Origin of the sequence: Mesorhizobium huakuii, assembly GCF_014189455.1 — a bacterium.
Lineage (GTDB): Bacteria > Pseudomonadota > Alphaproteobacteria > Rhizobiales > Rhizobiaceae > Mesorhizobium > Mesorhizobium huakuii_A.
This window is the reverse complement of the sequence record NZ_CP050296.1, coordinates 2,106,943-2,131,108: the sequence shown is the minus strand read 5'-3', so window position 1 is coordinate 2,131,108 and position 24,166 is coordinate 2,106,943. Positions and strand designations below refer to the sequence as shown.

Below are 24,166 nucleotides of genomic sequence, written 5' to 3'. Positions count from 1 at the left end.
CGTGTAACGCACCGTGAGAGGCGCGGTGCATCAGGAGGAAGTAAGCGTAATGAAGACCATCGCCAAACTGCTCTGCGGCGCCTCGTTCGCGGCCGTCGCCATCGCGCCGGCATCGGCCAAGGACCTCAACAAGGTCGGCATCTCGGTCGGCCTGCTCGGCAATCCCTTCTTCGTTGCCACCATCAAGGGCATCGAGGACGCGGCCAAGAAGATCAATCCGAAAGTCGAGGTCACGTCGGTGTCGGCTGACTATGACCTCAACAAGCAGGTCTCGCAGGTGGATTCCTTCATCGCCGCCGGCGTCGACGTGATCATGCTCAACGCCGTCGACGCCAAGGCGATCGCGCCGGCGGTGAAGAAGGCGCAGGCAGCCGGCATCATCGTTGCCGCTTTCGACGTTTCGGCGCCGGGTGCCGACGTCACCGTGATGACCAACAACGTCAAGGCCGGCGAGGAAGCCTGCCAGTATCTGGTCGATCACACCGGCGGCAAGGGCGACTACGTTATCCTCAACGGCCCGGCATCGTCGTCGATCCTGGAGCGGGTCAAGGGCTGCAAGAACGTGCTTTCGCAGCATGCCGACATCAAGATCCTGTCCGACGACCAGAACGCCGAAGGTTCGCGCGACGGCGGCCTGAAAGTGTTCCAATCGCTGCTCACTCGTTTCGACAAGATCGACGCGGTGTTCGCCATCAACGATCCGACGGCGATCGGCGCTCAGCTCGCCGCCAAGCAGCTCAACCGCTCCGAGTTCATCTTCACCGCGGTCGACGGCGCGCCAGATATCGAGAAGGAGCTCTCTTCCGGCAAGTCGATGATCAAGGCCTCGGCCTCGCAGGACCCCTATGTGATGGCCGGCCAGTCGCTGACGATGGCGGCCGACCTGCTGGCCGGCAAGAAGCCGGCGGAACCGATCGTGCTGCTCGATCCCAAGCTGATCACCGCCGAGACCCTGAAGGACTACAAGGGCTGGACCGCGGCCCGCTGATCACTCCTAGAGCGGTTCACCGTTTCACGGAAACGGCGAACCGCTCTAACTTCTTGTTTTGACGCAATTCCGAACGGAAAACCGCTACACACTTTTCCTGGAATTGCTCTAAAGGCGCGACCGGATTGATCCGGCCGCGCCCACCCTCATCGCCGCTAACCGGAGACGATCATGGCGCGCATCGGAATCCATTCATTCGTCTGGTCGGCAAGCTCGGCGCAGAGCGCGCTTGAACGCACGCTGGCCAACACCAGGGAGGCCGGCTTCGACCTGATCGAATTCTCCTATCTCGACCCGGCCGATGTCGACATTGGCTGGCTCGCCAAGCGCATCGCCGATCTCGGTCTCGGTGTGGCGATCAGCATCGGATTGCCTGGTGATGGCGACATATCGAGCGCCGACAAGGCGGTCGCCGCACACGGCGTCGAGATCCTCAACCAGACCATCGCGCTGACGCGCGACCTTGGCGGCAGCAAGGTTGCCGGCATTCTGTCGGCCAGCCACGGCCTGCAGGTTGAAGCGCCGACGCGCGATCAATGGAACCGCAGCGCCGGAACTCTGGCCAAGGTCGCCGAGACGGCGAAGGCGGCCGGCGTCACGCTCAATCTCGAAATCGTCAACCGCTTCGAAAGCAATTTGCTCAACACCGCCGCACAAGGTCTCGCCTTCATCGAGGACACAGGCTCGGACAACATCTTCCTGCATCTCGACACGTTCCACATGAACATCGAGGAAGCCGATGTCGGGCTGGCCATCCGTCACGGCGCCGGCAAGATCGGCTATGTCCATATTGGCGAGAGCCATCGCGGTTTTCTCGGCACCGGCAATATCGACTTCGCAGGGATATTCGATGCGCTGACCGCCATCGGCTATGCCGATGATCTCAGCTTCGAATCCTTCTCGTCGGAAATCGTCGACGAGAACCTGTCGAAGAAGACCGCGATCTGGCGCAATCTGTGGACCGACAATATGGCGCTCGCCAAGCACGCCCGCGCCTTCATCGGCCTCGGGCTGGACACGGCGCGGCGCAAGGCCGAACTGGTCTCGGCCCGGCACAAGCCGTAGGGCGCGGGCGGCAGGACTTTCCAAGCTGCGTGAACGCCGCTGGTTATCGTGATACGTGCATTGCCCCCGTCATGTGCATCGGCTATCCGACCTTTGCGACACATGAAGCAGAAGGAGCCAGGCATGACGAACCAGACGATCCTCAAATTCGGCGCGATCGAACACGCGGAAGCCGGCGATCTGCCCGGCTGGATCGTGGTCGAGGGTCACCCGACCATGCAAACCGCGGTCCAGCACACGACGGCGGACGGCAAGGTGATGTCGGGCACGTGGCGGGCGTCGCCCGGCACCTATCACGCGACCTACACCGACTATGAGTTCGTCCACATGATCGCCGGCCGCATCATCATTACGCCCGATGGCGGCACGCCTGTCGAAGTCGGCCCCGGCGATGCTTTCGTGGTGGAAGCCGATTTCAAGGGAACCTGGAAGATCATCGAGCCGGTGACCAAGCATTTTGTGGTCAGGGTCGGCTGAGCCGGCTTGTTCGGGTAGGCCGCTGATGGTCGGCACCATGGCGGACATTTAATGCCGACCGCATAGCGTCAGCTCGGAGAGAGCTTCCAACAGTCACAGTGTCGCGCCAACCCAGGCGGCCCAAACGCCGCATTGACCTGGCCGGGCATCGGCAGTCTCTTAGGATCGCCCCTGGCGCTCAATGACTGATCGAGGAGACGACCGATGCATCGACGCGGTTTTCTGGCAGCTGGTCTTGCGGCGGTTCTTGTGAGTGAACGCGCCGTTGCCCAGATGAAGATGGACGACATGCCCGGCATGGATATGGGCGGTCACGCAGGCCACGACATGGGCGCGGCGCCACAAGGCGCGGCCGTGCTGCCGGAGGGCGAGGCGTTGCGCGAATTGCCCCTGCTCGCCAACGAAGCCAGCACGCCCGGCCTGTTCAAGGCGACGCTGACGGCCGCATCCGCCATGGTGCGTTTTGCGGAGGGACTGGACACGCCGATCCTTGGCTACAACGGCACCAGCCCCGGGCCGCTGATCGAGGCGGTCGAGGGTGACCGTGTCGAGATCACCTTCGCCAACCGGATCGCGGACGAGGCAAGCACCATCCACTGGCACGGCATGCCGGTGCCGGCCGACCAGGACGGCAATCCGATGGATCCTGTCGCGACGGGCACCGATCGCACCTACAGCTTCGATCTGCCCGAAGGCAGTGCCGGCTCCTACTGGTATCACCCGCATCCGCACGGCAAGACGGCAGAGCAGGTCTATCGCGGCCTTGCCGGCGCGTTCGTGGTCAAGCCGAGGGCCGATCCGATCCCGGTCGCCTATGGCGACACCGTGCTGGTGTTCACCGACCTGCGGCTTGCCGCCGACGGCACCTTGCCCGACAACACGATGACGGACCTGATGAACGGGCGCGTCGGCGACCATGTGCTGGTCAACGGCCAGAAGAATCCGACGCTGACGGTGCCCTTTGGCACGAAGCGGCGCTTCCGGCTTTACAATGCCACCAACGCGCGGTTTCTGCGGCTCTCCTTCGACGGCGCGGCGATGACGATCATCGGGACGGACGGCGGTCTGCTGGAGAGCCCGGTCGCGGCCGGCGACATCCTGCTCAGCCCGGCGGAACGGCTTGAACTGGTCGTCGCTTTCGACAAGCCCGGCGCGGCCGCGCTTACCACGCTAGACTATGACCGCGGCTGGATGGGTCCGGGGCGCCCTGCCGACGCCGGCCTGACGCTGTTGACGGTCAGTGTTTCCGAAACGGCGGCCGAGCCGGTCCCGCCACTGCCGGACAGGCTGCGTCCGGTCGCGCAGCTCGGGGCTCCTGCCGTCAGTCGCCGCTTTGTCTTCACCGAAACCATGGCCATGAATGCCAGCGGCATGGAGATGGGGTTCCTGATCAACGGCGCCGCTTTCGACATGAAGCGCATCGACGTCGTCGCCAAGGTAGGCGAGGTCGAACTCTGGGAGATCGTCAACCAGGCGGACATGGATCATCCATTCCATGTGCATGGGACGCAGTTCCAGGTGGTCGAGCACGAACGCGGCGGCACCATATCAAACTCGGCCTATCGCGCCTGGAAGGACACGGTCAACGTCGCGCGCGGAGAGACGGTCAGGCTGCTGTTGCGGCAGGACCGGCCGGGGCCAAGGATGTATCATTGCCACATCCTCGAGCATGAGCAGCTCGGCATGATGGGCATTGTCGACGTGCGGGCATAGTCCGGCATGGCGGCGCTCTATGGCGCACTGTTCATCAGCGCGTTCCTCGCCGCAACCGTCCTGCCTGTTTCATCGGAGGCGGTGCTCGCCGGCCTGATCGTCTCCGGCCGCGGTGATCCCGCATTGCTTCTTGCCGTCGCCACGATCGGTAACACGCTCGGCTCCGTGGTGAACTGGGTTCTGGGGCGTGGCATCGACACGCTGCGGAACAGAAGCTGGTTTCCAGTCAGTCCGGATCGCTATGAGCAGGCATGCCGGATGTTCCGGCGCTTTGGCGAGTGGACGTTGTTGTTTGCCTGGCTGCCGGTTGTCGGGGATGCTTTCACCCTTGCGGCGGGGACTGCACGCGTGAACCTCGGCGTGTTCGTCGCTCTTGTCGCAACAGGCAAGGCTGCACGCTATGCGGTGATCATTGCGGCAGGGTTGTGGGCGACGGCGTGATCAGCCGTTACACGTCTTTCCTGGAATGGCTCTGGTCCTGAGAGGCCGTGCGCGACCGGCCAAAAACCATGCTTTGCATGACACCATCGCGTAACAGCACGAAATGCGCGAGGGCAGCCAGGACGTGAACACCGGCAAGCCCAAGCAGTATCCAGACCAGCTTCTGATGCACGAACGCGAAGCCCCTTGCCGACAGCGCGCCGACCGATGGCGCCAATGGCACGGGCAAGTCTCCGAAGAGCCGTGCGGGAGGCATGAAAGGCATTGGCCGGTAGCCCAGCCATCCCGTTATCAGGACGGCGAGGATCGTGACGTAGAGAACCATGTGGAAGAAAGCCGTCGCAAACCGCATCAACCGCGAGGTTGGCCTGACGGGAGCCCAGGTGAAGATGCGCCAGCAAAGCCTGAGGACGATGATGGCCAGGATCGTCACGCCGATCGACATGTGAAGCGGCAGCCACTTCATCATCGCCATGCCCGGCCCCCGCATCGGCCCGAAGGCAATGACGATTTGCGCCACGAGCGCGATCACCGTCAGCCAATGCAGCAGACGGATGCCGAAATGCCAATGCAGGCGAGGTTTCGCGCTCGCCTCCGCTGCCCGACGGTTCTCAAGGGTGCGCATGGTCAGGCGAGCCAGTTTTCTATCGACGGTCCCAGGACGTGCAGATCGGCATCGCTCAGTTCGTGGCCCGCAGGCACTGTTAGCGCGGACACTGTCGCGTGACGCTCGCTCAGGACCGACGCAAGACCGGGGAGAAGCGATGCATAGGGATCATCGCGGCCCTCGATCATCACTATCCGGCAGCCCGACAGATCTGCGTCCGGCCGGGCCTCGAGGACCAGTGAGGGGCGAAGCAGGATGGCGCGCTGGGCCAGGGGCGGATGCAGCAGCATGGCCGCCACAAGGAAGTTGGCGCCGTTGGAATATCCGAGGAACGCCAGTCTGTCCGTGTCCAGCCGATAGCCGCCGATCGCACCTTCCACGAAGGCGGCAAAGGCTGCTGCCTCGGCCCTTATGTCGGCTTGATCGAACGCGGTTGCCGAAAGCCGGCGGAACCAGCGCAAGGTGCCCTCCTCGACGCTGCGCCCACGCACCCCCATCAAGGTGGCGCGCGGCGCCAGGCTCGCCGCGAACGGCATCAGGTCGGCCTCGTTGCCGCCGGTCCCATGCAACAGCACGAGCGTCGTGCCGTCCGGGTCGGATGGCACATGGAACCGGTGCACGAAGGGCAGGTCGAGATACCGTATGCGATCCTCGCCAGGCAACGAAAACTGCGGCAGCCGCGTGCGGATGGCGTCCGCCCGCTCGGCGTCGGAAGGCGGAACGAAGAGCACCGAACCGAGGGTTTCGATGGGTTCATCGACCGTCATTCCGGGTCCGTCCGTTGCGAGTTCGAACAAGGTCTCTCCCGGCTCACGGACGTAGAGCGATACGAAATATTTGCGGTCGTGAACGTTGGTGGCGCTGGAGTTGAGGCTTGCAAGCCGGCGCTCCACCGTCTCCAGCGCAGCGAGGTCCGGCGCGCGGAAGGCGATATGGTCGACGACGCCGGTCCCTGGCACGCCCGGCCAGAAACCAACGGCGTCACGGACGTCGACAACGTCCCCGCTGTCCGAGACGAGGCGCTGCACGGTCCCGGCATGCTTGAGCGGGCGATAGCCGAAATAATCCTGCAGGAATGCCGAGGTCTGCTCGGCAACCGCAGAGAAAATCGTCGCGCCGCGGATGCACTGGATTGCGTTGGCCGGCTCGATTCCCGGGCTGACGGCCGGTGAGGCATGCGCGGGCAGGGCGCTGCCGACGATCTTGATCGCTACGCCGTCCGGATCGGTCAAGCGCAGCACGGGCTCGCCGAATTCCTGCGTTGGTCCGCTCGCATTCAGTCCGAATTGCAACGACCGCATGATCCAGAAGCCGATGGCGCCGGGCTGAACGGACAGCGCGACTTCCGCGACCTGACCGAGGCCGATCCGGCCGGGTGATCCGTCCTCCCACACGAGGAAGGTGATCAGGGATCCCGGCGAACCGATGGTGTCGCCATAACACAGATGCAGTTGCTCGGCGTCCTCGAAACCACCCGTCCGCTTGACCAGGCGCAGTCCGAGAAAGCCGACATAGAAATCGACGTTGGCCTGGACCTTGCGTGTAACCAGCGTGATGTGGTGGATGCCCGATGTCATTCGGTCGATGCCTTCCTCAACCGTTCCTTGCCATCATCGGCGCGTGCCGGTCATCCGAGTTGAACAAATTGCTTTGTGGCAACGCCGCCGCCGAATTGCTGGGAACGGCCGCCTTCGGTGATAACTAAAGCGCGCAAAGGCTCCGCGCCCAGTCTAGTCGACCCACTGGCCGAGTCAGAGCTGCGGCTAACCCTCGGACAAATCACCCGAATTTCGAGCCAGCCGCTGCGACTCATATTTGCAGTGACTGAGTGGTGATCCCGACAGGAATCGAACCTGTGACCTACAGATTAGGAATCTGCCGCTCTATCCTACTGAGCTACGGGACCACGCGGCCCGACACATAGCCGCTTCGGACCGTTTCGCCAAGAGGCCGGCCGCATGCAATCGGCCAGCCTTTTGTGCGGCGCTCGTCAGGCGGCGAGCGCGGTTTCCGCCAGTTTCACCCAGTAGCTCATGCCATGCGGGATGGCCTCGTCGTTGAAATCGTAGGCCGGGTTGTGAAGACCGGCGGTTTCACCATTGCCGATGAAGATGAAGGCGCCGGGGCGGGCTTCCAGCATATACGAGAAATCCTCGCCGCCCATCACCGGCTGGATGCCGCGATGGACATGGGCATCGCCGGCGACGGTCGCCGCGATGTCGCTGGCAAACACCGTCTCCTCGGCATGATTGAAGGTCACGGGGTAATTTGCCTGGTAGTCGACCTCGATCTTGGCGCCGAAAGCGGTCGCCAGGCCGTCGCAGATGGTGCGGATACGCTCCTCGGATTTCTTGGCGATCTCCTTGCGCAAGGTGCGCACGGTGCCGGCGATCTCGGCCGATTCGGGAATAATGTTGTAGGCATCACCGGCATGGAATTTGGTCACCGAGACCACGACGGCCTCGACCGGATCGGTGCTGCGCGAGGCGATCGTCTGCAGCGCGCCGACCAGCTGGCTGGTGATGACGATCGGATCGATCGTGCCGTGCGGCATCGCGGCATGGCCGCCCCTGCCTTTTACGGTGATGGTGAATTCGGCCGTCGCCGCCATGATCGGACCCGGGCGAATGGCGAATTGGCCCACAGGCAGGCCAGGCATGTTGTGCATGCCGAACACTTTGGAGATGTCGAAGCGCTCCATCATGCCGTCCTTGACCATCTCGTTGCCGCCGCCACCACCTTCTTCCGCCGGCTGGAAGATCACCGCCACCGAGCCCGCGAAATTGCGCGTCTCGGCGAGATATTTCGCTGCACCCAGCAGCATCGCCGTGTGGCCGTCGTGGCCGCAGGCGTGCATCTTGCCGGGAACGGTCGAGGCGTAGGGCTTGCCTGATATCTCGTTGAGTGGCAGCGCGTCCATGTCGGCGCGCAGACCGATGGTGGTGCCTTCGCCCTGGCGGCCGCGGATGATGCCGACGACGCCGGTCTTGCCGAGGCCGGTGACCACATCGTCGCAGCCGAACTCTTTCAGCTTTTCGGTGACGAAAGCCGCCGTCTTGAAGACGTCGAAGTTCAGCTCCGGCGTCTGGTGCAGATGCCGGCGCCAGCCGGCAACTTCGTCCTGCATTTCAGCGGCGCGGTTCAGGATTGGCATGATGGTTCCATTTCGTCGTTGGAGCAGCCGGCTTCAGCCTGGTGTTTTGCAATTATACCCGGGGTTTTGCAATTGTGCCCGGGGTTTTGGAATTGTGATTGTCAGGCACTTTGCCATGTTGGCGTCACATAGGGTAAATAGCACCGCACCGATGCAGTCCGTTTTTGAGGGACGGACTCATTATGCTGGCGGTCACGTAACGAAATCTTACGGAGCCAGGGGCGACTACGGCAAGAGGCGATTTCGGATTTGATCATGCGGCACAGGCATTTCCTCAAACTATTCCCGGCTGGCGCAATCATGCTGTCGGTCCTGGCTGGGTCGGCGCTGGCCAATCCGGTTGTTGTCTTCGACCTCAAGAACGGCCAGATCCTGCAGCATCAGGATGCCTTCAAACGCTGGTATCCGGCTTCGCTCAGCAAGCTGATGACCGCCTATGTGACCTTCCGGGCGATCGCGGCCGGCGAAGTCCAGCTCGATTCGCCGATCAAGGTGACCAAGCACTCCGCCGGCGAGCCGCCAAGCAAGATGGGGTTCAAGCCGGGCTCGGTGATGCGGCTCGACAATGCGTTGAAGATGATGCTGGTCAAATCGGCCAATGACATCGCCATGGCGGTCGGCGAGAATGTCGGCGGCTCGCAGGCCGCCTTCGCCGAAAGGATGAATGCCGAGGCCGCCCGGCTCGGCATGAACGGCACCCATTTCGTCAACCCAAACGGCCTCTACTCGCCCGACCAGTACACGACGGCGCGCGACCTTTCGGTCCTGGTGATGGCGATCCGTCGCGAGTTCCCGCAATATGCGCCGTGGTTCTCGATCGAAGGTCTTGCGGTCGGCAAGAAGGCCATCCCGAACTATAATCTCCTGATCGGCCGCTATCCCGGCGCCGATGGCATGAAGACGGGCTTCGTCTGCCCTTCCGGCTTCAACATGATCGGTTCGGCGACGCGCAACGGCCGCACGCTGGTCGCGGTCGTGCTTGGCGAGAAGTCGGCGGTCAGCCGTGCCGAGGCCGCGGCAAAACTGCTCGACCAGGGGTTTGACACGCAAGCCGCCGGCCCGGCCACCGTCGCAACACTGGCGCCCTATGGCGACACGGTTTCGCCCAACGACATGCATGACGAGGTCTGCAAGAAGAAGACGAAGGAGGAGCAGTCCGAGGCGCCACCGGCCACTGCGGCCAAGGACGCGCCGAAATCGCCCTATCAGGAGAAGCTCGACCATGTGCCGACGCTGGTTGCCGTCGGCCTCGGTGGCGCCACCGGTCCGGCGCCGAAGGCGATGCTCGACCAGGGCGGCCAGGAATATGCCGACGTGCCGATCCCAAGCTGGCGGCCCGATCGGCCGGCGCCGACCGGCGCCGACCCGGCAGTGGTGGGTTCAGCAGCTCAGGGTGACCAGCCGGTCAAGGCCGCGAACTAACCTGATGAGCGGCTTTCCGATCCCCGTTTCGGTGCTGACCGGCTTCCTCGGTGCCGGCAAGACGACGTTGCTCAACCGGCTGCTGAAGGATCCGGCGCTGGCCGACACGGCGGTCATCATCAACGAATATGGCGAGGTGGCGATCGACCATTTGCTGGTCGAACAGGCCTCCGACGGCATCATCCAGCTCTCGGACGGCTGCCTGTGCTGCACCGTGCGCGGCGAACTGGTCGACACGCTGGCCGACCTGGTCGACCGGCTGCAGACCGGCCGCATCGCCCGGCTGGCCCGCGTCATCGTCGAGACCACGGGCCTTGCCGACCCGGCGCCGGTGCTGCAGTCGATCATGGCGCATCCGGCACTTGTCCAGGCGTTTCGGCTCGACGGCGTCATCACGCTGGTCGACGCGGTCAATGGCAATGTCACGCTCGATGCGCATGTCGAAGCCGTCAAGCAGGTCGCCGTCGCCGACCGTATCGTGCTGAGCAAGGCCGACTTGGTGACCGATACCGGCGACCTTGACACGCTGCGGGCGCGCCTGCGGCAGGTCAATCCAGGTGCCGAACTGCTTGATGCCGGCAATTCAACAACAGGCGTGGCGGCGCTGTTCGACTGTGGCCTCTACAATCCCGCCACCAAATCCGCCGACGTTCGGCGCTGGCTCGGCGAGGAGGCGGCGCATGATCATGCCCACGACCATCACCATGGGCATAACCATGACCACGATCACAGTCACGATCATGGCCATCGCCACGATCAGCGCGTGCGCTCCTATTCGCTGGTCCATGACGGTCCGGTGCCGTTTTCGGCCATCGAGATGTTTCTCGACCTGCTGCGTTCGACGCATGGCGAGAAGCTGCTGCGCATGAAGGGCGTGATCGAACTTAGGGAAGATCCGTCACGACCGCTGGTCATCCACGGCGTGCAGAAGATCCTGCATCCGCCGGCAAGGCTGCCGGCCTGGCCGGACGGCCAGCGCGGCACACGGCTGGTGCTGATCACGCTCGATATGCCCGAGGACTATGTGCGCCGGCTGTTCGCCGCCTTCACCAACCGGCCGTCGATCGACACGCCCGACCGCGCGGCGCTGGAAAACAATCCGCTGGCGATCGCCGGAAGATAGCGTTTTAGATCGAAATTCAGACTGTTTCGCCGCGCTCGACCAGGAATCGATGGCCGCCTGACATCGCTGCTGTTTCAATCAGCTGGTGGCCGGCGTCCGAGCAAAAGGCGGGAATATCGATGACGGCGAGCGGGTCGGTGGTTTCGAGCCACAGCCGGCTGCCAGGCTGCATTCCCGCCAACCGCTTCTTTGCCTTCAGTACCGGCAAAGGGCAGTTCAGCCCTTTCAGGTCATAGATAGCGGTATCCCCAGCCAAGCTCAGCCGCCGAACATGCCGAGCAGCTTGTTCTTCAGCTTTGCCACCGTGCCTTCGCCGGCGTCGGCGGCTTGTGTTTCGGCTGCCGGCGCGGCCTCGGTCGGGGTGGCGATGGTGGCGGTGGCGACTGGGGCTTCCTTGGCGGCCTTAGCCGCCTCCTTTTCGGCGAGCGCCTGTGCCTTGGCGGCTTCCTTGGCTTGCTTGGCGGCCTCTATGGCGGCGAGCCTCTGCTCCTCGGCCTTCTGCTTGGCTGCCTTTTCGGCGTCGAGTGCCGCCATCTTGCGGCCAGCCGGTGAATCGATGCGGCCCATGCGCGCCGTCTCGGTCACTGTGCCGTCGTTGTTGAGCGACGGCGGATCGATCGGCACGCGCTCGCCGCGCGCCCGCCGCTTCGACCAGTCGGAGACGATGCTGGCTTCCTTGATGCCGGCAATGGTCGGCTTAGGTGGCGGCACGCTGGCCTTGAGCGCGCCGTTGTACGCGGCGTCGTAGGTGCTCTGATAGGCGTTGTAGGCGCTCTTCAGCGAGTCCGGCTGCGTGGTCGTCGGGCACGGCCCGGTCGGATCGAAGGTCTGGCCGTCGGCGGCAACCTGATTGAAGACATAGCGCTTCTCGCAGACATCGACCTTCGGCGGCACCTTGGTGATCTCGAAATTGTCGTAGCCGACCTTCAGCATCTTCCAGAATTCATAATTCGGGTCGTTGCGGTAGCGCGCCATGTTGGCGGCGGTCATGCGGAACGGAAAGGCCTCGACCTGGAACTCGGTCTGCCCGCCCTGGAAGGCGTCGCGGCCGAAGGCATAGATCTGCTCGATCTGCGCGTCGGTCATCGAATAGCAGCCCGAAGACGAACAGGCGCCGTGCACCATCAGATTCTGGCCGGTGCGGCCATTGGCGCGGTCATAGGCGTTGGGAAAACCGATGTTGAAGGACAGATGGTAATTCGAGCGCGGGTTCATCTGCGACGGCCGCACCGTATAGAAGCCCTCCGGCGCCTGGCGGTCGCCTTCGGTGTATTTCGGCCCGAGCTTGCCCGACCATTTGCAGATGTCGTAGCTCGCCACCATGTCGTAGCGGCCGTTGGTCTTGGCCTTCCAGATCTCGAGCTTGCCCTCTTCCTTGAAGATGCGGGCCATCACCGAGGAGGTGCGGATCATGCCCTTGGCCTTCATGTCGGCCAGGATCTTGTCGGGCAGCGGCTTGTTGGCTTCCGGGGCAAAGTCCTTCATCGACGAATCATTGCAGCCAGCAATGGCTATCGAGGTGATGAGGACTCCGGTGCGGGCGAGCTTGGCAAACATGGATACGGCTATGTCTTTTCCCTCGGGCCAATGGCTTCGAAACGGCCGAGCCCGTATGCTGAACACCGACGGACCGTAAGCCCGTTAACCTTGAAAATTCCTTACCACAAGCTTCGACCAACCGCTGGCGGCAATTTCATTGACCCGAATGCGGCGGCATTTTTGTGGCGAAATTGCTCATTGTCGCCACATTGCTATGGGCGCGTCGCTTCCGATGGCCTTGTTCCGCCGTCAGAGGGCAATCAGAGGCTGCGGCCCATCGCCAGATATTTCTCGCGGCGCTGTTCGCGGAAGTCGGTGTTGGCGCCGGCAAATTCCTTCATCGTCTTGGCAATGAGGTCGCCGGTCGCGGCAATCACCGTTTCGGGCGCGCGCTGGGCGCCGCCCATCGGCTCGGGGATGATGGCGTCGATGATCTTCAGTTCCAGAAGATCCTGCGCGGTGATCTTCATATTGGTCGCCGCGTCCTTGGAACGCGTGGTGTCGCGCCACAGGATCGACGCCGCACCCTCCGGCGAAATCACCGAATAGATGGCGTGTTCGAGCATGTAGACGCGGTTGGCGGTGGCGATGGCGATAGCGCCGCCCGAACCGCCTTCGCCGATGACCACCGAGATCGACGGCACTTTCAGCCCAAGGCATGCCGAGGTCGAACGGGCGATGGCTTCGGCCTGGCCGCGCTCCTCGGCGCCGACGCCAGGATAGGCGCCCGCCGTGTCGACCAGCGTCAACAGTGGAATCTTGAAGCGGTCGGCCAGTTCCATCAGCCGCACCGCCTTGCGATATCCCTCGGGACGCACGGAGCCGAAATTGTGCTTCAGGCGGCTGGTCGTGTCCGAGCCCTTTTCCTGACCGATGATCGCGATAGGCTCGCCGCGGAAACGGGCGAAACCGCCGACGATCGCCTGGTCCTCTCCGAAATTGCGGTCGCCGGCAAGCGGCGTGAAATCGCTGAACAGGCCCTTGATGTAGTCAACGCAGTGCGGCCTGTCGGAATGGCGCGCCACCTGCACCTTCTGCCAGGGCGTCAGCGCCTTGTAGAGCTCGCGCAGCGCGTCGCGCGAACGCTTCTCGAGCCTGGTGATCTCATCGGCGACATCGACCGCCTCGCCGTTCTCGGCAAGCTTCTTGAGCTCGAGGATCTTGAGCTCAAGATCTTGCACCGGCTTTTCGAAATCGAGGTAATTGTACATGCTTGAGCGGACCGATACGTCGGAAGGCAAGGACTGCGGAACCGTTGAAACCAAGGCGCCGGGCGGTGAAATGTCGTCCTCACATAGCGATATGAGGCCTAGTCGGCAAGCGGATGATGATCGTTGACCAGCCGCACCAGCCGCTCCTCCAGCACATGGGTGTAAATCTGTGTCGTCGATATGTCGGCATGGCCGAGCAACTGCTGCACGGCCCTGAGATCGGCACCGTTCTGCAGGAGATGGCTGGCGAAAGCATGGCGCAGCACATGCGGCGATATCTTGGCCGAGGCGATGCCGGCGCGCGCCGCCAGGCCTTTCAGGTCGCGGGCAAAGACCTGGCGCGAGAGATAGCCGCTATCGGATGCCGCCGGAAACAGGAACGGGCTGTCGGCGAAGGTGGGCACCCCGGCCCGAGCGGCAAGCCAGGCGCGCATCGCCGTGCGCGCCTTGGCCGACAGCGGCACCATGCGCTCCTTGTCGCCCTTGCCGCGCACCATGAAGAAACGGTCGTCGCGCTGCGCCACCGTCACCGGCAGGCCGACCAGTTCGGAAACGCGCAGGCCGGTAGCGTAGAGCACCTCGACCAGTGCGTGCAGACGCAGGGCGGCCAGCCTGTCGCTGTGGCCGAGACCGGCGTCGCCGGCCTCGACTGCGGCGCGGTCGATCAGCCGGCCGGTATCGGCCTCGCTCATCGTCTTGGGCAGCGGACGGCCCTTTTTCGGGCTGTCCAGCGTGCCGGTCGGGTCGTCGCCGCGCAGGCCCTCGGCGTAAAGGAACTTAAAGAACTGGCGGATCGCCGACAGTTTACGCGCCTGCGAGGTCGGCGCGAAGCCGCGCGCGGCGACATCGTCGAGATAGGCGCGGATATCGGCGGCGGCGGCACCGGCAAGCCCGCCATCGATCTCGCTCGAAGCGTCTTCGAGGTCGCGGCGGTAGGAGGACAGCGTGTTTTCGGCGGCGCCGCGCTCGGCGCTCATCATTTCCAGGAAGGCCTCGATGCGGGCGGCGCTGTTCATCCTTGAGGATCAGTTTTTCTTGGAGTCAGTTCTTCTTGGGGTTCAGCTTTTCCGGCGGGACACGCACGCTCATCTCCGCTTTTTTCGGCTCGACGAACATTACCAGCGCGAACATCGTACCATAGGCAATGCCGGCCAGAATCGCGAGGGTCACGACAAAGCGAAACAGTGTCGGCATCAATTTTCGCTCGTCTTCTTGTTCTGCGTTTCCAAACCCTGTGCCCTTATGGGACGCCAATCCGGCCAATTCAAGGAAGAAGCGGAGGCCTGTTAGCAACTTCTGATGCAGGCGTCCCCCGGCCGATATAGGCTTGCCTATGCTCGGCACGCTTGACGCAAACGGGCTTTTCATGTCGATACGCCGGCAAAGAGGGCCCAAGAAACAGCTGATGACCCAGGCAAATCCTCCAGGCGAGACCCACTCAGCGCTGCTTGGCCGGCTGGGCAGCCGGTCCATCGTCTTTGTCGGCCTGATGGGCGCCGGCAAGACGGCGATCGGCCGCAAGGTGGCGACCATGCTTTCGCTGCCTTTCATCGACAGCGACCAGGAGATCGAGAGCGTCTCGCGCATGACCGTGCCGGAACTGTTCGAGCGCTATGGCGAGACCGAGTTCAGGGGCCTGGAACAACGCGTCATCCTGCGCGTGCTGGAGAACGGTCCGCAGGTGCTGTCGACCGGCGGCGGCGCCTTCATGAACGCGCAGACGCGCGAGGCCATCGCCGCGCATGGTGTGTCGGTGTGGCTGAAGGCCGAACTCGACCTTCTGATGGAACGAGTCTCCAAGAAGCAGAACCGGCCGCTGCTGAAGAGCGCCGACCCCCGCGCCGTGCTGGAGCGGCTGATGGGCGAGCGCTATCCGGTCTATGCCACATCGAATGTCACCGTGCTGACCCGCGACGACCGCAAGGAGGTCATCGCCGCCGAGGTGCTGGATGCGCTGTGCCGGCATTTCGGCATCGATGAAATCGCGGCGACGGGCGAGGTGGAATCGTGAGCGCGGATCAGCCCGTCACCGTCGAAGTCGGCCTTGGCGACCGGGCCTACGACATATTGATCGGTTCAGGACTACTGTCACGCGCGGGTGAGGAAATTTCGCGCCGGTTGCCGGGCACGCGCGCGGCTGTCGTCACCGACGAGAATGTTGCGGCAGCGCATCTCGATACGCTGAAAGCAGGGCTTGAGAAGGGCGGTATCCAGCCCACCGTCATCACGATGCCGCCCGGCGAGAAGACCAAGAGCTTTGCCCATCTTGAAGAGGTGGTCGACGGCGTGCTGGCCGCCAGGCTGGAGCGCGGCGACGTCGTCATCGCGCTGGGCGGTGGCGTCATCGGCGATCTCACCGGTTTTGCCGCCGGCATTGTGCGGCGCGGCATGAATTTCGTGCAGATCCCGACCTCGCTGCTGGCACAGGTCGATTCCTCCGTCGGCGGCAAGACCGGCATCAACAGCCCGCGCGGCAAGAACCTGGTCGGCGTCTTCCTGCAGCCTAGGCTGGTGCTGGCCGATACGGAAGTGCTGGACACGCTGCCGATCCGCGAATTCCGCGCCGGCTATGCCGAGCTCGCCAAATACGGGCTGATCGACCGGCCGGAACTTTTCGCATGGCTGGAAGCGAACTGGGAGAAGGTGTTCGCCGGCGGGCCGGAGAGGGGAGAGGCGATTGCCGAGGCCTGCCGCGCCAAGGCCGATGTCGTCGCCCGCGACGAGTTCGAGACCGGGGACCGCGCGCTTCTCAATCTCGGCCATACATTCGGCCACGCGCTCGAAGCCGCCACGCAGTATGACGGAGCCCGGCTCGTCCATGGCGAGGGGGTCGCGATCGGCATGGCGCTGGCGCATCGCTTCTCCTCGCGACTCAATCTGGCCAGCCCCGACGACGCGGCGCGCGTCGAGACGCATCTGCGCGCCGTCGGCCTGCCCTGGCGGATGGCCGACATTCCGGGTGATCTGCCCGATGCCGAAGCGCTGCTTTCCTTCATAACCCAAGACAAGAAGGTGTCGCGCGGCGCGCTGACCTTCATCCTGACGCGCGGCATCGGCCAGGCCTTCATTGCCAAGGACGTTCCGGCCTCGGAAGTGCTGTCGTTCCTGAGGGAAAACCATCCAGCCAGCCGGAAAGCCGGCTGAGATGGACAACGGCTGGGTCATCGTCGCCGTCCTTGCCATCCTCATCCTGCTGGTCATTGCCGTGCGCACGCGCCTTCTCGCCATGTTCGGCTACGAGCTGTCGCGCATCGAGCCGCAGCGCTCGAGCCAGGACGAATTGCGCGGCGCGGTCGACGATTTCCGCCGCGACGGCCAGGTGGTGCGCGAGGACCGCGACCGCATCGGCGGCCTGTTCGACCTCGAAGAACTCGAAGTCTCCGATATCATGGTCCACCGCACCAATATGCGCTCGGTCAATGCCGACAATGCGCCGGAAGCGGTGGTGCGCGAGATCCTGCAGAGCCCGCACACGCGCATGCCGCTGTGGAAGGGCTCGCTCGACAATATTGTCGGCGTGCTGCACGCCAAGGATCTGCTGCGTGCGTTGAACGAAGTCGGCAATGATTTTTCCAAGATCGATGTGATGAAGATCGCCTCGAAACCATGGTTCGTGCCCGACACCACGACCTTGCAGGAGCAGCTCAACGCCTTTTTGCGCCGCAAGGCGCATTTCGCCGTCGTCGTCGACGAATATGGCGAGGTCGAAGGGCTGGTGACGCTGGAGGACATAATCGAGGAGATCGTCGGCGAAATCGCCGATGAGCACGACGTCGATATCCAGGGCGTCAAGCAGGAGGCCGACGGCTCCGTCGTCGTCGACGGCAATGTGCCGATCCGCGACCTGAACCGGGCGCTAGACTGGAACCTGCCGGACGAGGAAGCGACCACGATTGCCGGCCTCGTCATCCACGAGGCGCAGTCGATCCCCGATGAGAAGCAGGCCTTCACCTTCCACGGCAAGCGCTTCATCGTTATGAAGCGCGACAAGAACCGCATTGCCCGGTTGAGGATCAGGCCGGCCGGCGACGCTTAGAGCAGTTCACCGTTTCACGGAAACGGCGAACCGCTCTAACTCTTTGTTTTGACGCAATTCCCAAGGGAAAGCGCTATGCGCTTTTCCCGGGAAAACCGTTTCACACTTTTCCTGGAATTGTTCTAAAGCCCTTGTTTTTATGCCTGTCGTTTGTCCCGCCGCTGCGCACTTTTGGGCGACATGCGTCAGGCCGAGAGCCGTGAGGACCAGCGCAACCACCGAGCCTCATTCTGCGATCTGGCTCGTCGAGCGTTCGTGGATCGTCAGCCCCGTCTCAGCGTCGACAGCCGCCAAACTGACCTCATAACCCCAAAGCCTCCGGATGTGACGAAGCGTGGCGTCACGGCTGGCATCCTCGAGAAGGATGCCGTGATTCACCTTGTGCTGCAGTCGCAAATGCCGGTCGCCGAGCAGATCGACATCCACCACCTGAATGTCCGGTCGGTTCGCGCCGACATCGTAGCTGTGAGCAAGCGCGGCGCGTATCTTTTCATAGCCGCGCTCGTTGTGGATCGAGGCAACCTGAAAATGCGGTTGGTCGGCAACGTCACCGAGCACAAAAAACCGCCACTTCCGGATCAGGGCCGGGCTGAGGTATTGGCGGATGAAGGACTCGTCGCGGTGCTCTGCCCATGCGTCGAGCAGGACCTCGCGCCAGTTTCCGCGGCCGGCGATGTTGGGAAACCAATCCCGATCCTCGGCCGTCGGCTCGGTCGAGATGCGCTGAATGTCCTGCATCATGTCGAGGCCGAGAGCGTAGGGGTTGATGCCGGAAAAGCGCGGATCGTCGAACGCCGGCTGGAAGATCACGTTGGAATGATTGCGCAGGATTTCGAGCATGGCGCCCTCGCTGATCCGGCCGCGGTCGAACAGCATGTTCATCAACGTATAGTGCACGAAGGTGGCGCAGCCCTCGTTCATCACCTGTGTTTGCCGTTGCGGATAAAAATATTGTGCTATGACACGAACGATCCTGATGATCTCACGCTGCCAGGGATCCAGAATCGGGCTGTTCTTTTCCAGGAAATAGAGCAGGTTTTCCTCGGGCAGGTTGAGCGATTTCTTCCACTCCGGGTCTTGGGCCTTGTCCTTGACCCTTTGCTGCGAAGGCGGCAGCGTGCGCCACAAATCGTTGTAGGAGCGCTCTTCGTATTCGAGACGCTCGCGAAGCCCTTCGCGCTGCCGTTCCGACGACAGCTTCGGTGGCCGGCGATAGCGGAACACGCCCTGTTCCATCAGCGCGTGGGTGGAATCGAGGACAGCCTCGACGGTAGCGAGACCGTGCCGCTCCTCGCAACGAGCAATGTAGCTCTTGGCGAAGTCCAGGTAGCTGAGGATCGCCCCAGCGTCCGTCCACTGCTTGAACAAATGATTGTTCTTGAAGAAATGGTTATGCCCGAGCGCGGCATGAGCCGTCACCAAGGCCTGCAGGGCCATGGTGTTTTCCTCCATCAGATAGACGATGCAGGGATTGGAATTGATGACCAGTTCATAGGCAAGCCCGCGCCCGCCTTTGCGATAGAGCAGGTCCTGGTAGAGGAAGTGTTTGCCGAAAGACCAGTGGTGGTACATCAGTGGCATACCGACTGACGAGTAAGCGTCGAGCATCTGTTGGGAGGAGATGATCTCCATCTGCACGGGATAGGTATCGAGATGAAGCTCTTCGACCGCGATTGCCTCGATCGCGTCATAGGTCCGCGACAATTTCGTAAAATCCCAGTCGGATCCGGAAAAAAGCAGATCGGATTTACCGGCTTGTCTGGCCATCGGCCCCTCTCACGCTCTCTTAAGGACAGCAGGCTGTTTGCCGAAGAGCTGGCGAAAGACCGGGTAAATATCGGCGGGCGTGGCGATGCGGCTCATCTGGAAGTTCGACCATTTCAGGTCGATCGCGCTATAGGCACGCCATAGCGATGTCCCGTTTTCGGTCGTGCCGAAGATATGGGCTTCGCGCTTGTCGATAATCTCGACGTAGGCAAAATACTGGCACAGCCGCATGAGCTTCCCGTCGAGCAGGGCTATGCAGCGCTCGGAATCGGTGACGGAATTGTCTCCGTCAGAGGCCTGGGCGGCATAGATGTTCCACTCGCTGGGCGGATATCGCTGCCTGATGATGCGATGCATTTCCTCGAGCGCGGTGGAAACGATGGTACCGCCGCTTTGCGTGCAATTGAAGAACGTCTCCTCGTCAACCTCCTGCGCCTCGTGGGTATGGCGGATGAAGACGATCTCGATGCGGTCATAGCGCCGTTTCAAGAACAGGTGCAGCAGCACGAAGAAGCGCTTGGCCAGATCCTTTTCGCGCTCGCCCATGGACCCGGACACATCCATCAGACAGAACATGACGGCATTGGCGTTCGGCACAGGCTGGGGATCGAAGCGGTTGAATCGGATGTCGACAGGATCGACAAAGGCAATTCGCCTGCGCCGCCGCTCCAACCGGTCAAGCTCCTGCCGCAATGCCGCAATGCGCTGGTGCGCCGCTGCGCTGGATGGCACCAACTCAAGCATGGCGATTTCCTCGAGGATCGCGTCCAACTCCTCCTGCTTAGGGCGCCTCAGCGCGATGCGCCGGCCGTGGCTGTTACGCATCGTGCGCCCAACATTGATGTTGGTCGGTGAACCGGTGGCGGCGAAGCCAGCCCGGCGCGGCTTGAAGGCAAGGATTTCCTTGAGGTTGAGCTTGACCATATCCGGGAGTTCGAGATCCTCGAAAAAAGATCGAGCACCTCTTCGCGTGACAGCACGAAACGAAAGTCGTCTTCAGACGCCGTGTTTCCCGGGGACGACGCCCCGGCGCCGACGCCCTGGCCGGGCTTGGGGATCAGGTCTCCAGGGGAGAAATGCCTATTGCCCGGCAGGATGTGCTGGCGCCTGCCGCCGTTCCTGGCGTTGTTGAAGGCCGGCTCGCCCGTGCCTCTTTCGGGCATGGGCACGGCGTGCTCGGCATCCACGTCTGCGATCCTGCCGATGCGGATCTGATCGCGAATGCTCCGCTTGAGCTCTTCCCGCGCGCGCCTGACGAAGCGCTGGCGATTGCCCAGGCTTTTGTCCTTCGGATTCAGGCGACGGTCGATAAAGATAGGCATGGAACCATTCGGGCTTTCTCAACCCGCCTTGTTCACGCGCATGTACCAGTCGACAAGCCGGCGCACCTGCCGCTCGGTGTAGCCGCGTTCCACCATGCGCTGCACGAATTCATTGTGCCGCTTTTCCGTGACGCTGTCCTGCTTGGAGCCGAAACTGATCACCGGCAAGAGGTCTTCGACCTGGCCGAACATGCGCTTCTCGATGACCTCGCGAAGTTTCTCATAACCTGTCCACGATGGGTTGCGGCCGTGGTTTCGCGCCCGGGCACGCAGCGTGAATTTGACCACTTCATTGCGGAAGTCCTTGGGATTGGCGATGCCGGCTGGTTTCTCGACCTGCGACAATTCCTTGTCCAATACCTCGCGATTGAGAATCTGGCCCGTATCGGAATCCTTGTAGTCCTGATCCTCAATCCAGGCATCGGCATAGGCGATGTAACGGTCGAAGAGGTTCTGGCCATACTCGCTGTATGATTCCAGATAGGCCTTCTGGATTTCGTGGCCGATGAACTCGGCATAGCGCGTTGCCAGTTCCGACTTGATGAAGTCGAGATAGGCAGCTTCCGTTTCCTTTGGAAACTGCTCGCGCTTGATCGCCTCCTCCAGGATGTAGATCAGATGCACGGGATCGGCAGCCACCTCCTTGGTGTCGTAGTTGAATGTCTGCGACAGGATCTTGAAGGCGAAGCGTGTACTGACGCCGGTCATGCCTTCGTCGACGCCGGCGGTATCGCGATATTCCTGGACCGACTTCGCCTTGGGATCGACCTCCTTGAGGTTCTCGCCGTCATAGGCGCGCATCTTGGTGTAGAGCGGCGAATTGTCGTGCTCGGCAAGGCGGGTCGAGACCGTGAATCGGCTGAGAATGTCCAGCACTTCGGGTGCGCAGGGGCTGGTGGCCAAGTCGCTCTCGCGCAGCAGCTTTTCATAGATCTGCCTCTCTTCGGTGATCCGCAGGCAATACGGCACCTTGACCACGAGGATGCGGTCGAGAAAGGCCTCGTTGTTCCTGTTGTTCTTGAACTGTTGCCATTCCGATTCGTTGGAATGGGCAATGATGATGCCCTGATAGGGAAAGGCGCCGAAATTCTCGGTGCCGTTGTAGCTGCCTTCCTGGGTCGCCGTCAGCAACGGATGCAGGACCTTGATAGGCGCCTTGAACATCTCGACGAATTCGAGCAGGCCTTGCGTGGTCCGGTTCAGTCCGCCGCTGTAGGAATAGGCGTCCGGATCGGACTGGCTGAAATTTTCCAGTTGTCTGATGTCGACCTTGCCAACCAGGGCCGAGACATCCTGATTGTTCTCGTCGCCGGGCTCTGTCTTGGCAATGCCGATCTGGCGCAGCCGCGAAGGCATCAACTTGACCACGCTGAATTTGGAAATGTCGCCGGACAGTTCGTCGAGCCGCTTGGCCGCCCATGGTGAGATGAGCCCGTTCAGCCGGCGTCGGGCTATGCCGTATTTATCCTCCAGCAGGTCGCCCATGCGATCGGGATGGAAAAGGCCAAGTGGCGATTCGAAAACCGGGCTGATCTGGTTACCGACCTTCAGCGTGTAGATCGGGCGCAGCTCCATCAATTTCTTCAGCCGTTCGGCCAGAGAGGATTTACCGCCGCCGACAGGGCCAAGGAGGTAGAGGATCTGCTTGCGCTCCTCGAGTCCCTGGGACGCGTAGCGGAAATACCCGGCGATGCGCTCGATCGTTTCCTCCATTCCGTAGAAGTCGGAGAAGGAGGGATAGATCTTAACGGTGCGGTTCGAGAAAATGCGGCCGAGCCGTTCATCCTTGCTGGTGTCGACCAGGTTCGGCTCGCCGATTGCCTCGACCATCCGTTCAGGCGCCGAGGCATACATTGATTTGTCCTCTCGGCAAGCAAGGAGATACTGCTGGAGGCTGATTTCTTCCTGGGCCGCGTTCGCATAAATCTCCGAAAACAGATCGAAGACGTCGGACTGATTCTCGCGCATGATACTTTGCCCTCAGAGCCGTTCTGGCTGCCGGCTGGCTCATCATATATTCAACTGCCGCAACGCATTAGGGTTCCTTCACATGAAGGAGAGCGTGCGCGTCTGTCATTGAGACCTGGGACACCCACCCATGTCACTGAAATTCCTGTCCAAATACTTAAGTGGTGATGGCCAGATGAGGCCGTCAAGGGGTAGATATTGATTTCGTGAGCTGAACGACAAGGGCAGTGCATTGATGCGGCCTGAATCGGCGTTGCGATCCGATGCGAGTTCAACGAAGCCCGGCTGATCCAGCCTCCTCTATAACGGACGAGTCCCCAAAGCTTGAGGTCCGCATCGATGGTCGATCGCCGAGGCAGACCGCTAAGCACTACCAATCCTTAACTGGACGCTCGCGGTGCCTGCGGGCACTGTTGGCTACACGGTCGGGAGACCACGATGATCGATCGACGAAGCTTCATTCTGGCCTCGGTGGCGGCGGTGCTGCCATTGGGAGCATCGGCCGCGTGGCGCGCGCGCCAACCCGCGCAAAAAACCTTCGACTACGGTCCGGCCAAGCTCGATGTCTACGCGCCCGATGGTGCGAAAAACCTGCCTGTCGTCTTCTTTGTCCATGGCGGGGCCTGGGAGTTCGGCAAGCGCAGCCAGGTGGGTGCCAAGCCGGCTTTCCTGCTCGCCAACGGCTTCTGCTTCGTCTCGATCGACTATCGCATGCTGCCGGAGGCCGATGTCGCGACCCAGGCCGGGGACGTGGAAAATGCCTATGCCTATGTCAGGGCCAACATTGCCGGGCATGGCGGCGACCCAAACCGCATTGTCGGCATGGGCCATTCGGCCGGTTGCCACCTGATTGCGTTAACCGGCATGCGCGGCGGGCTGCCCGGCGTCGCCGGGCTGCTGCTCGACGATACCAGGGCCTATGATCTTGCGGCACTTGAGAAAAATGGCGGCATGGTGCGGGCCTATGCAAGGGTATTTTCCGACCCTTCGCAATGGGCAGCACTGTCGCCGGCCAGCTTTGTCGATGGCCGCAAGCATCCGCCGACTTTCATCGCCTATTCCGGGGCTTCAGGCCGTGGCGAGGATTCGAAAGCCTTTGCCGAGCGCCTTCGCGCCACCGGGACCAAAGTCACCCTGTTCGACGGCAGTGCCTATACGCATATGTCGATCAACCGCGATTTCGGCGAAGATGGTGATGCGCTGACCGCCGCAGCCCTGGCATTCCTGAAATCGACGGTCGGCTGATCCCCGCCGACTTCCGCTCGCCTATCCCTTTAACTGGATCATGCCAAAAGCGGCGGCGGGATATTGCCGTGCGGACATTCGTGAGTGC

At 62.4% G+C, this 24,166-nt stretch carries 21 protein-coding genes, 1 tRNA gene and 1 pseudogene; 11 read left to right on the top strand and 12 right to left on the bottom strand.

Annotated elements, in window-relative coordinates:
* The first annotated feature begins 49 nt into the window (after window positions 1-49).
* The 5 genes from HB778_RS10430 to HB778_RS10410 all read left to right on the top strand — a co-directional run bounded on the left by HB778_RS10430 (window position 50) and on the right by HB778_RS10410 (window position 4,684).
* On the top strand, window positions 50-988 hold the full coding sequence (locus HB778_RS10430) for an ABC transporter substrate-binding protein (RefSeq protein ID WP_183463601.1): 939 nt from the start codon (window positions 50-52) through the stop codon (window positions 986-988).
* A gap of 171 nt (window positions 989-1,159) precedes the next feature.
* Window positions 1,160-2,053, top strand: coding sequence for a sugar phosphate isomerase/epimerase family protein (locus HB778_RS10425; RefSeq protein ID WP_183463600.1), 894 nt, complete (start codon window positions 1,160-1,162; stop codon window positions 2,051-2,053).
* A gap of 123 nt (window positions 2,054-2,176) precedes the next feature.
* Window positions 2,177-2,530, top strand: a complete 354-nt coding sequence (locus tag HB778_RS10420) for a cupin domain-containing protein (RefSeq protein WP_183463598.1) — start codon at window positions 2,177-2,179, stop codon at window positions 2,528-2,530.
* 204 nt (window positions 2,531-2,734) lie between these two features.
* Window positions 2,735-4,243, top strand: coding sequence for a multicopper oxidase family protein (locus HB778_RS10415; protein WP_183463596.1), 1,509 nt, complete (start codon window positions 2,735-2,737; stop codon window positions 4,241-4,243).
* A gap of 6 nt (window positions 4,244-4,249) precedes the next feature.
* On the top strand, window positions 4,250-4,684 hold the full coding sequence (locus tag HB778_RS10410; protein ID WP_183463594.1) for a YqaA family protein: 435 nt from the start codon (window positions 4,250-4,252) through the stop codon (window positions 4,682-4,684).
* Window positions 4,685-4,691: 7 nt separating this feature from the next.
* Here the strand turns inward: HB778_RS10410 and HB778_RS10405 are convergent, their stop codons facing one another.
* The 4 genes from HB778_RS10405 to HB778_RS10390 all read right to left on the bottom strand — a co-directional run bounded on the left by HB778_RS10405 (window position 4,692) and on the right by HB778_RS10390 (window position 8,445).
* Complete coding sequence (locus HB778_RS10405) at window positions 4,692-5,309, bottom strand: cytochrome b (RefSeq protein ID WP_183463592.1); 618 nt, start codon at window positions 5,307-5,309, stop codon at window positions 4,692-4,694.
* Between the two features lie 2 nt (window positions 5,310-5,311).
* Complete coding sequence (locus HB778_RS10400; RefSeq protein ID WP_183463590.1) at window positions 5,312-6,868, bottom strand: VOC family protein; 1,557 nt, start codon at window positions 6,866-6,868, stop codon at window positions 5,312-5,314.
* Window positions 6,869-7,120: 252 nt separating this feature from the next.
* Window positions 7,121-7,197: transfer RNA gene (locus HB778_RS10395), tRNA-Arg, on the bottom strand.
* 84 nt (window positions 7,198-7,281) lie between these two features.
* Window positions 7,282-8,445, bottom strand: a complete 1,164-nt coding sequence (locus HB778_RS10390) for a M20 aminoacylase family protein (RefSeq protein WP_183463588.1) — start codon at window positions 8,443-8,445, stop codon at window positions 7,282-7,284.
* 255 nt (window positions 8,446-8,700) lie between these two features.
* On the opposite strand from HB778_RS10390, the gene HB778_RS10385 reads away from it, so the two are divergent.
* Window positions 8,701-9,867 (top strand): D-alanyl-D-alanine carboxypeptidase family protein, encoded by a 1,167-nt coding sequence (locus HB778_RS10385; RefSeq protein WP_183463585.1) that lies wholly within the window; start codon window positions 8,701-8,703, stop codon window positions 9,865-9,867.
* Between the two features lie 4 nt (window positions 9,868-9,871).
* Window positions 9,872-10,990 carry a CobW family GTP-binding protein gene (locus HB778_RS10380; protein WP_183463583.1) on the top strand — a complete coding sequence of 373 codons (1,119 nt, stop codon included), beginning with the start codon at window positions 9,872-9,874 and terminating at the stop codon, window positions 10,988-10,990.
* Window positions 10,991-11,006: 16 nt separating this feature from the next.
* Here HB778_RS10380 and HB778_RS10375 read toward each other — a convergent pair whose 3' ends face one another.
* The 5 genes from HB778_RS10375 to HB778_RS10355 form a co-directional block, all read right to left on the bottom strand.
* On the bottom strand, window positions 11,007-11,246 hold the full coding sequence (locus HB778_RS10375) for a sulfurtransferase TusA family protein (RefSeq protein WP_181179827.1): 240 nt from the start codon (window positions 11,244-11,246) through the stop codon (window positions 11,007-11,009).
* Between the two features lie 2 nt (window positions 11,247-11,248).
* Window positions 11,249-12,547 carry a L,D-transpeptidase family protein gene (locus tag HB778_RS10370; RefSeq protein ID WP_183463581.1) on the bottom strand — a complete coding sequence of 433 codons (1,299 nt, stop codon included), beginning with the start codon at window positions 12,545-12,547 and terminating at the stop codon, window positions 11,249-11,251.
* Between the two features lie 242 nt (window positions 12,548-12,789).
* On the bottom strand, window positions 12,790-13,740 hold the full coding sequence (locus HB778_RS10365) for an acetyl-CoA carboxylase carboxyltransferase subunit alpha (protein ID WP_183463580.1): 951 nt from the start codon (window positions 13,738-13,740) through the stop codon (window positions 12,790-12,792).
* 98 nt (window positions 13,741-13,838) lie between these two features.
* Window positions 13,839-14,756 (bottom strand): site-specific tyrosine recombinase XerD, encoded by a 918-nt coding sequence (locus tag HB778_RS10360; protein WP_183463578.1) that lies wholly within the window; start codon window positions 14,754-14,756, stop codon window positions 13,839-13,841.
* 25 nt (window positions 14,757-14,781) lie between these two features.
* A complete protein-coding gene (locus HB778_RS10355; RefSeq protein ID WP_183465052.1) occupies window positions 14,782-14,934 on the bottom strand; it encodes a histidine kinase in 153 nt (50 codons plus the stop codon).
* A 211-nt stretch (window positions 14,935-15,145) separates the two neighbouring features.
* Between HB778_RS10355 and HB778_RS10350 the strand changes: the two genes are divergently transcribed.
* Genes HB778_RS10350 through HB778_RS10340 form a run of 3 tightly spaced genes read left to right on the top strand, consistent with a single transcriptional unit; the run spans window position 15,146 to window position 17,776 of the window.
* Window positions 15,146-15,751 (top strand): shikimate kinase, encoded by a 606-nt coding sequence (locus HB778_RS10350; protein WP_183463576.1) that lies wholly within the window; start codon window positions 15,146-15,148, stop codon window positions 15,749-15,751.
* Window positions 15,748-16,884, top strand: a complete 1,137-nt coding sequence (gene aroB, locus HB778_RS10345; RefSeq protein WP_183463574.1) for a 3-dehydroquinate synthase — start codon at window positions 15,748-15,750, stop codon at window positions 16,882-16,884. The genes HB778_RS10350 and aroB overlap by 4 nt, the downstream gene beginning before the upstream one ends.
* Window position 16,885: 1 nt before the next feature.
* Complete coding sequence (locus tag HB778_RS10340; RefSeq protein ID WP_183463572.1) at window positions 16,886-17,776, top strand: HlyC/CorC family transporter; 891 nt, start codon at window positions 16,886-16,888, stop codon at window positions 17,774-17,776.
* Between the two features lie 225 nt (window positions 17,777-18,001).
* Here the strand turns inward: HB778_RS10340 and HB778_RS10335 are convergent, their stop codons facing one another.
* The 3 genes and pseudogenes from HB778_RS10335 to HB778_RS10325 all read right to left on the bottom strand — a co-directional run bounded on the left by HB778_RS10335 (window position 18,002) and on the right by HB778_RS10325 (window position 22,833).
* A complete protein-coding gene (locus HB778_RS10335) occupies window positions 18,002-19,543 on the bottom strand; it encodes a SpoVR family protein (RefSeq protein WP_183463571.1) in 1,542 nt (513 codons plus the stop codon).
* 9 nt (window positions 19,544-19,552) lie between these two features.
* A pseudogene (locus HB778_RS10330) lies at window positions 19,553-20,865 on the bottom strand (YeaH/YhbH family protein).
* 18 nt (window positions 20,866-20,883) lie between these two features.
* A complete protein-coding gene (locus HB778_RS10325) occupies window positions 20,884-22,833 on the bottom strand; it encodes a PrkA family serine protein kinase (RefSeq protein ID WP_183463568.1) in 1,950 nt (649 codons plus the stop codon).
* Window positions 22,834-23,271: 438 nt separating this feature from the next.
* On the opposite strand from HB778_RS10325, the gene HB778_RS10320 reads away from it, so the two are divergent.
* Window positions 23,272-24,078 (top strand): alpha/beta hydrolase, encoded by an 807-nt coding sequence (locus HB778_RS10320; RefSeq protein ID WP_183463566.1) that lies wholly within the window; start codon window positions 23,272-23,274, stop codon window positions 24,076-24,078.
* Window positions 24,079-24,166 lie beyond the last annotated feature (88 nt).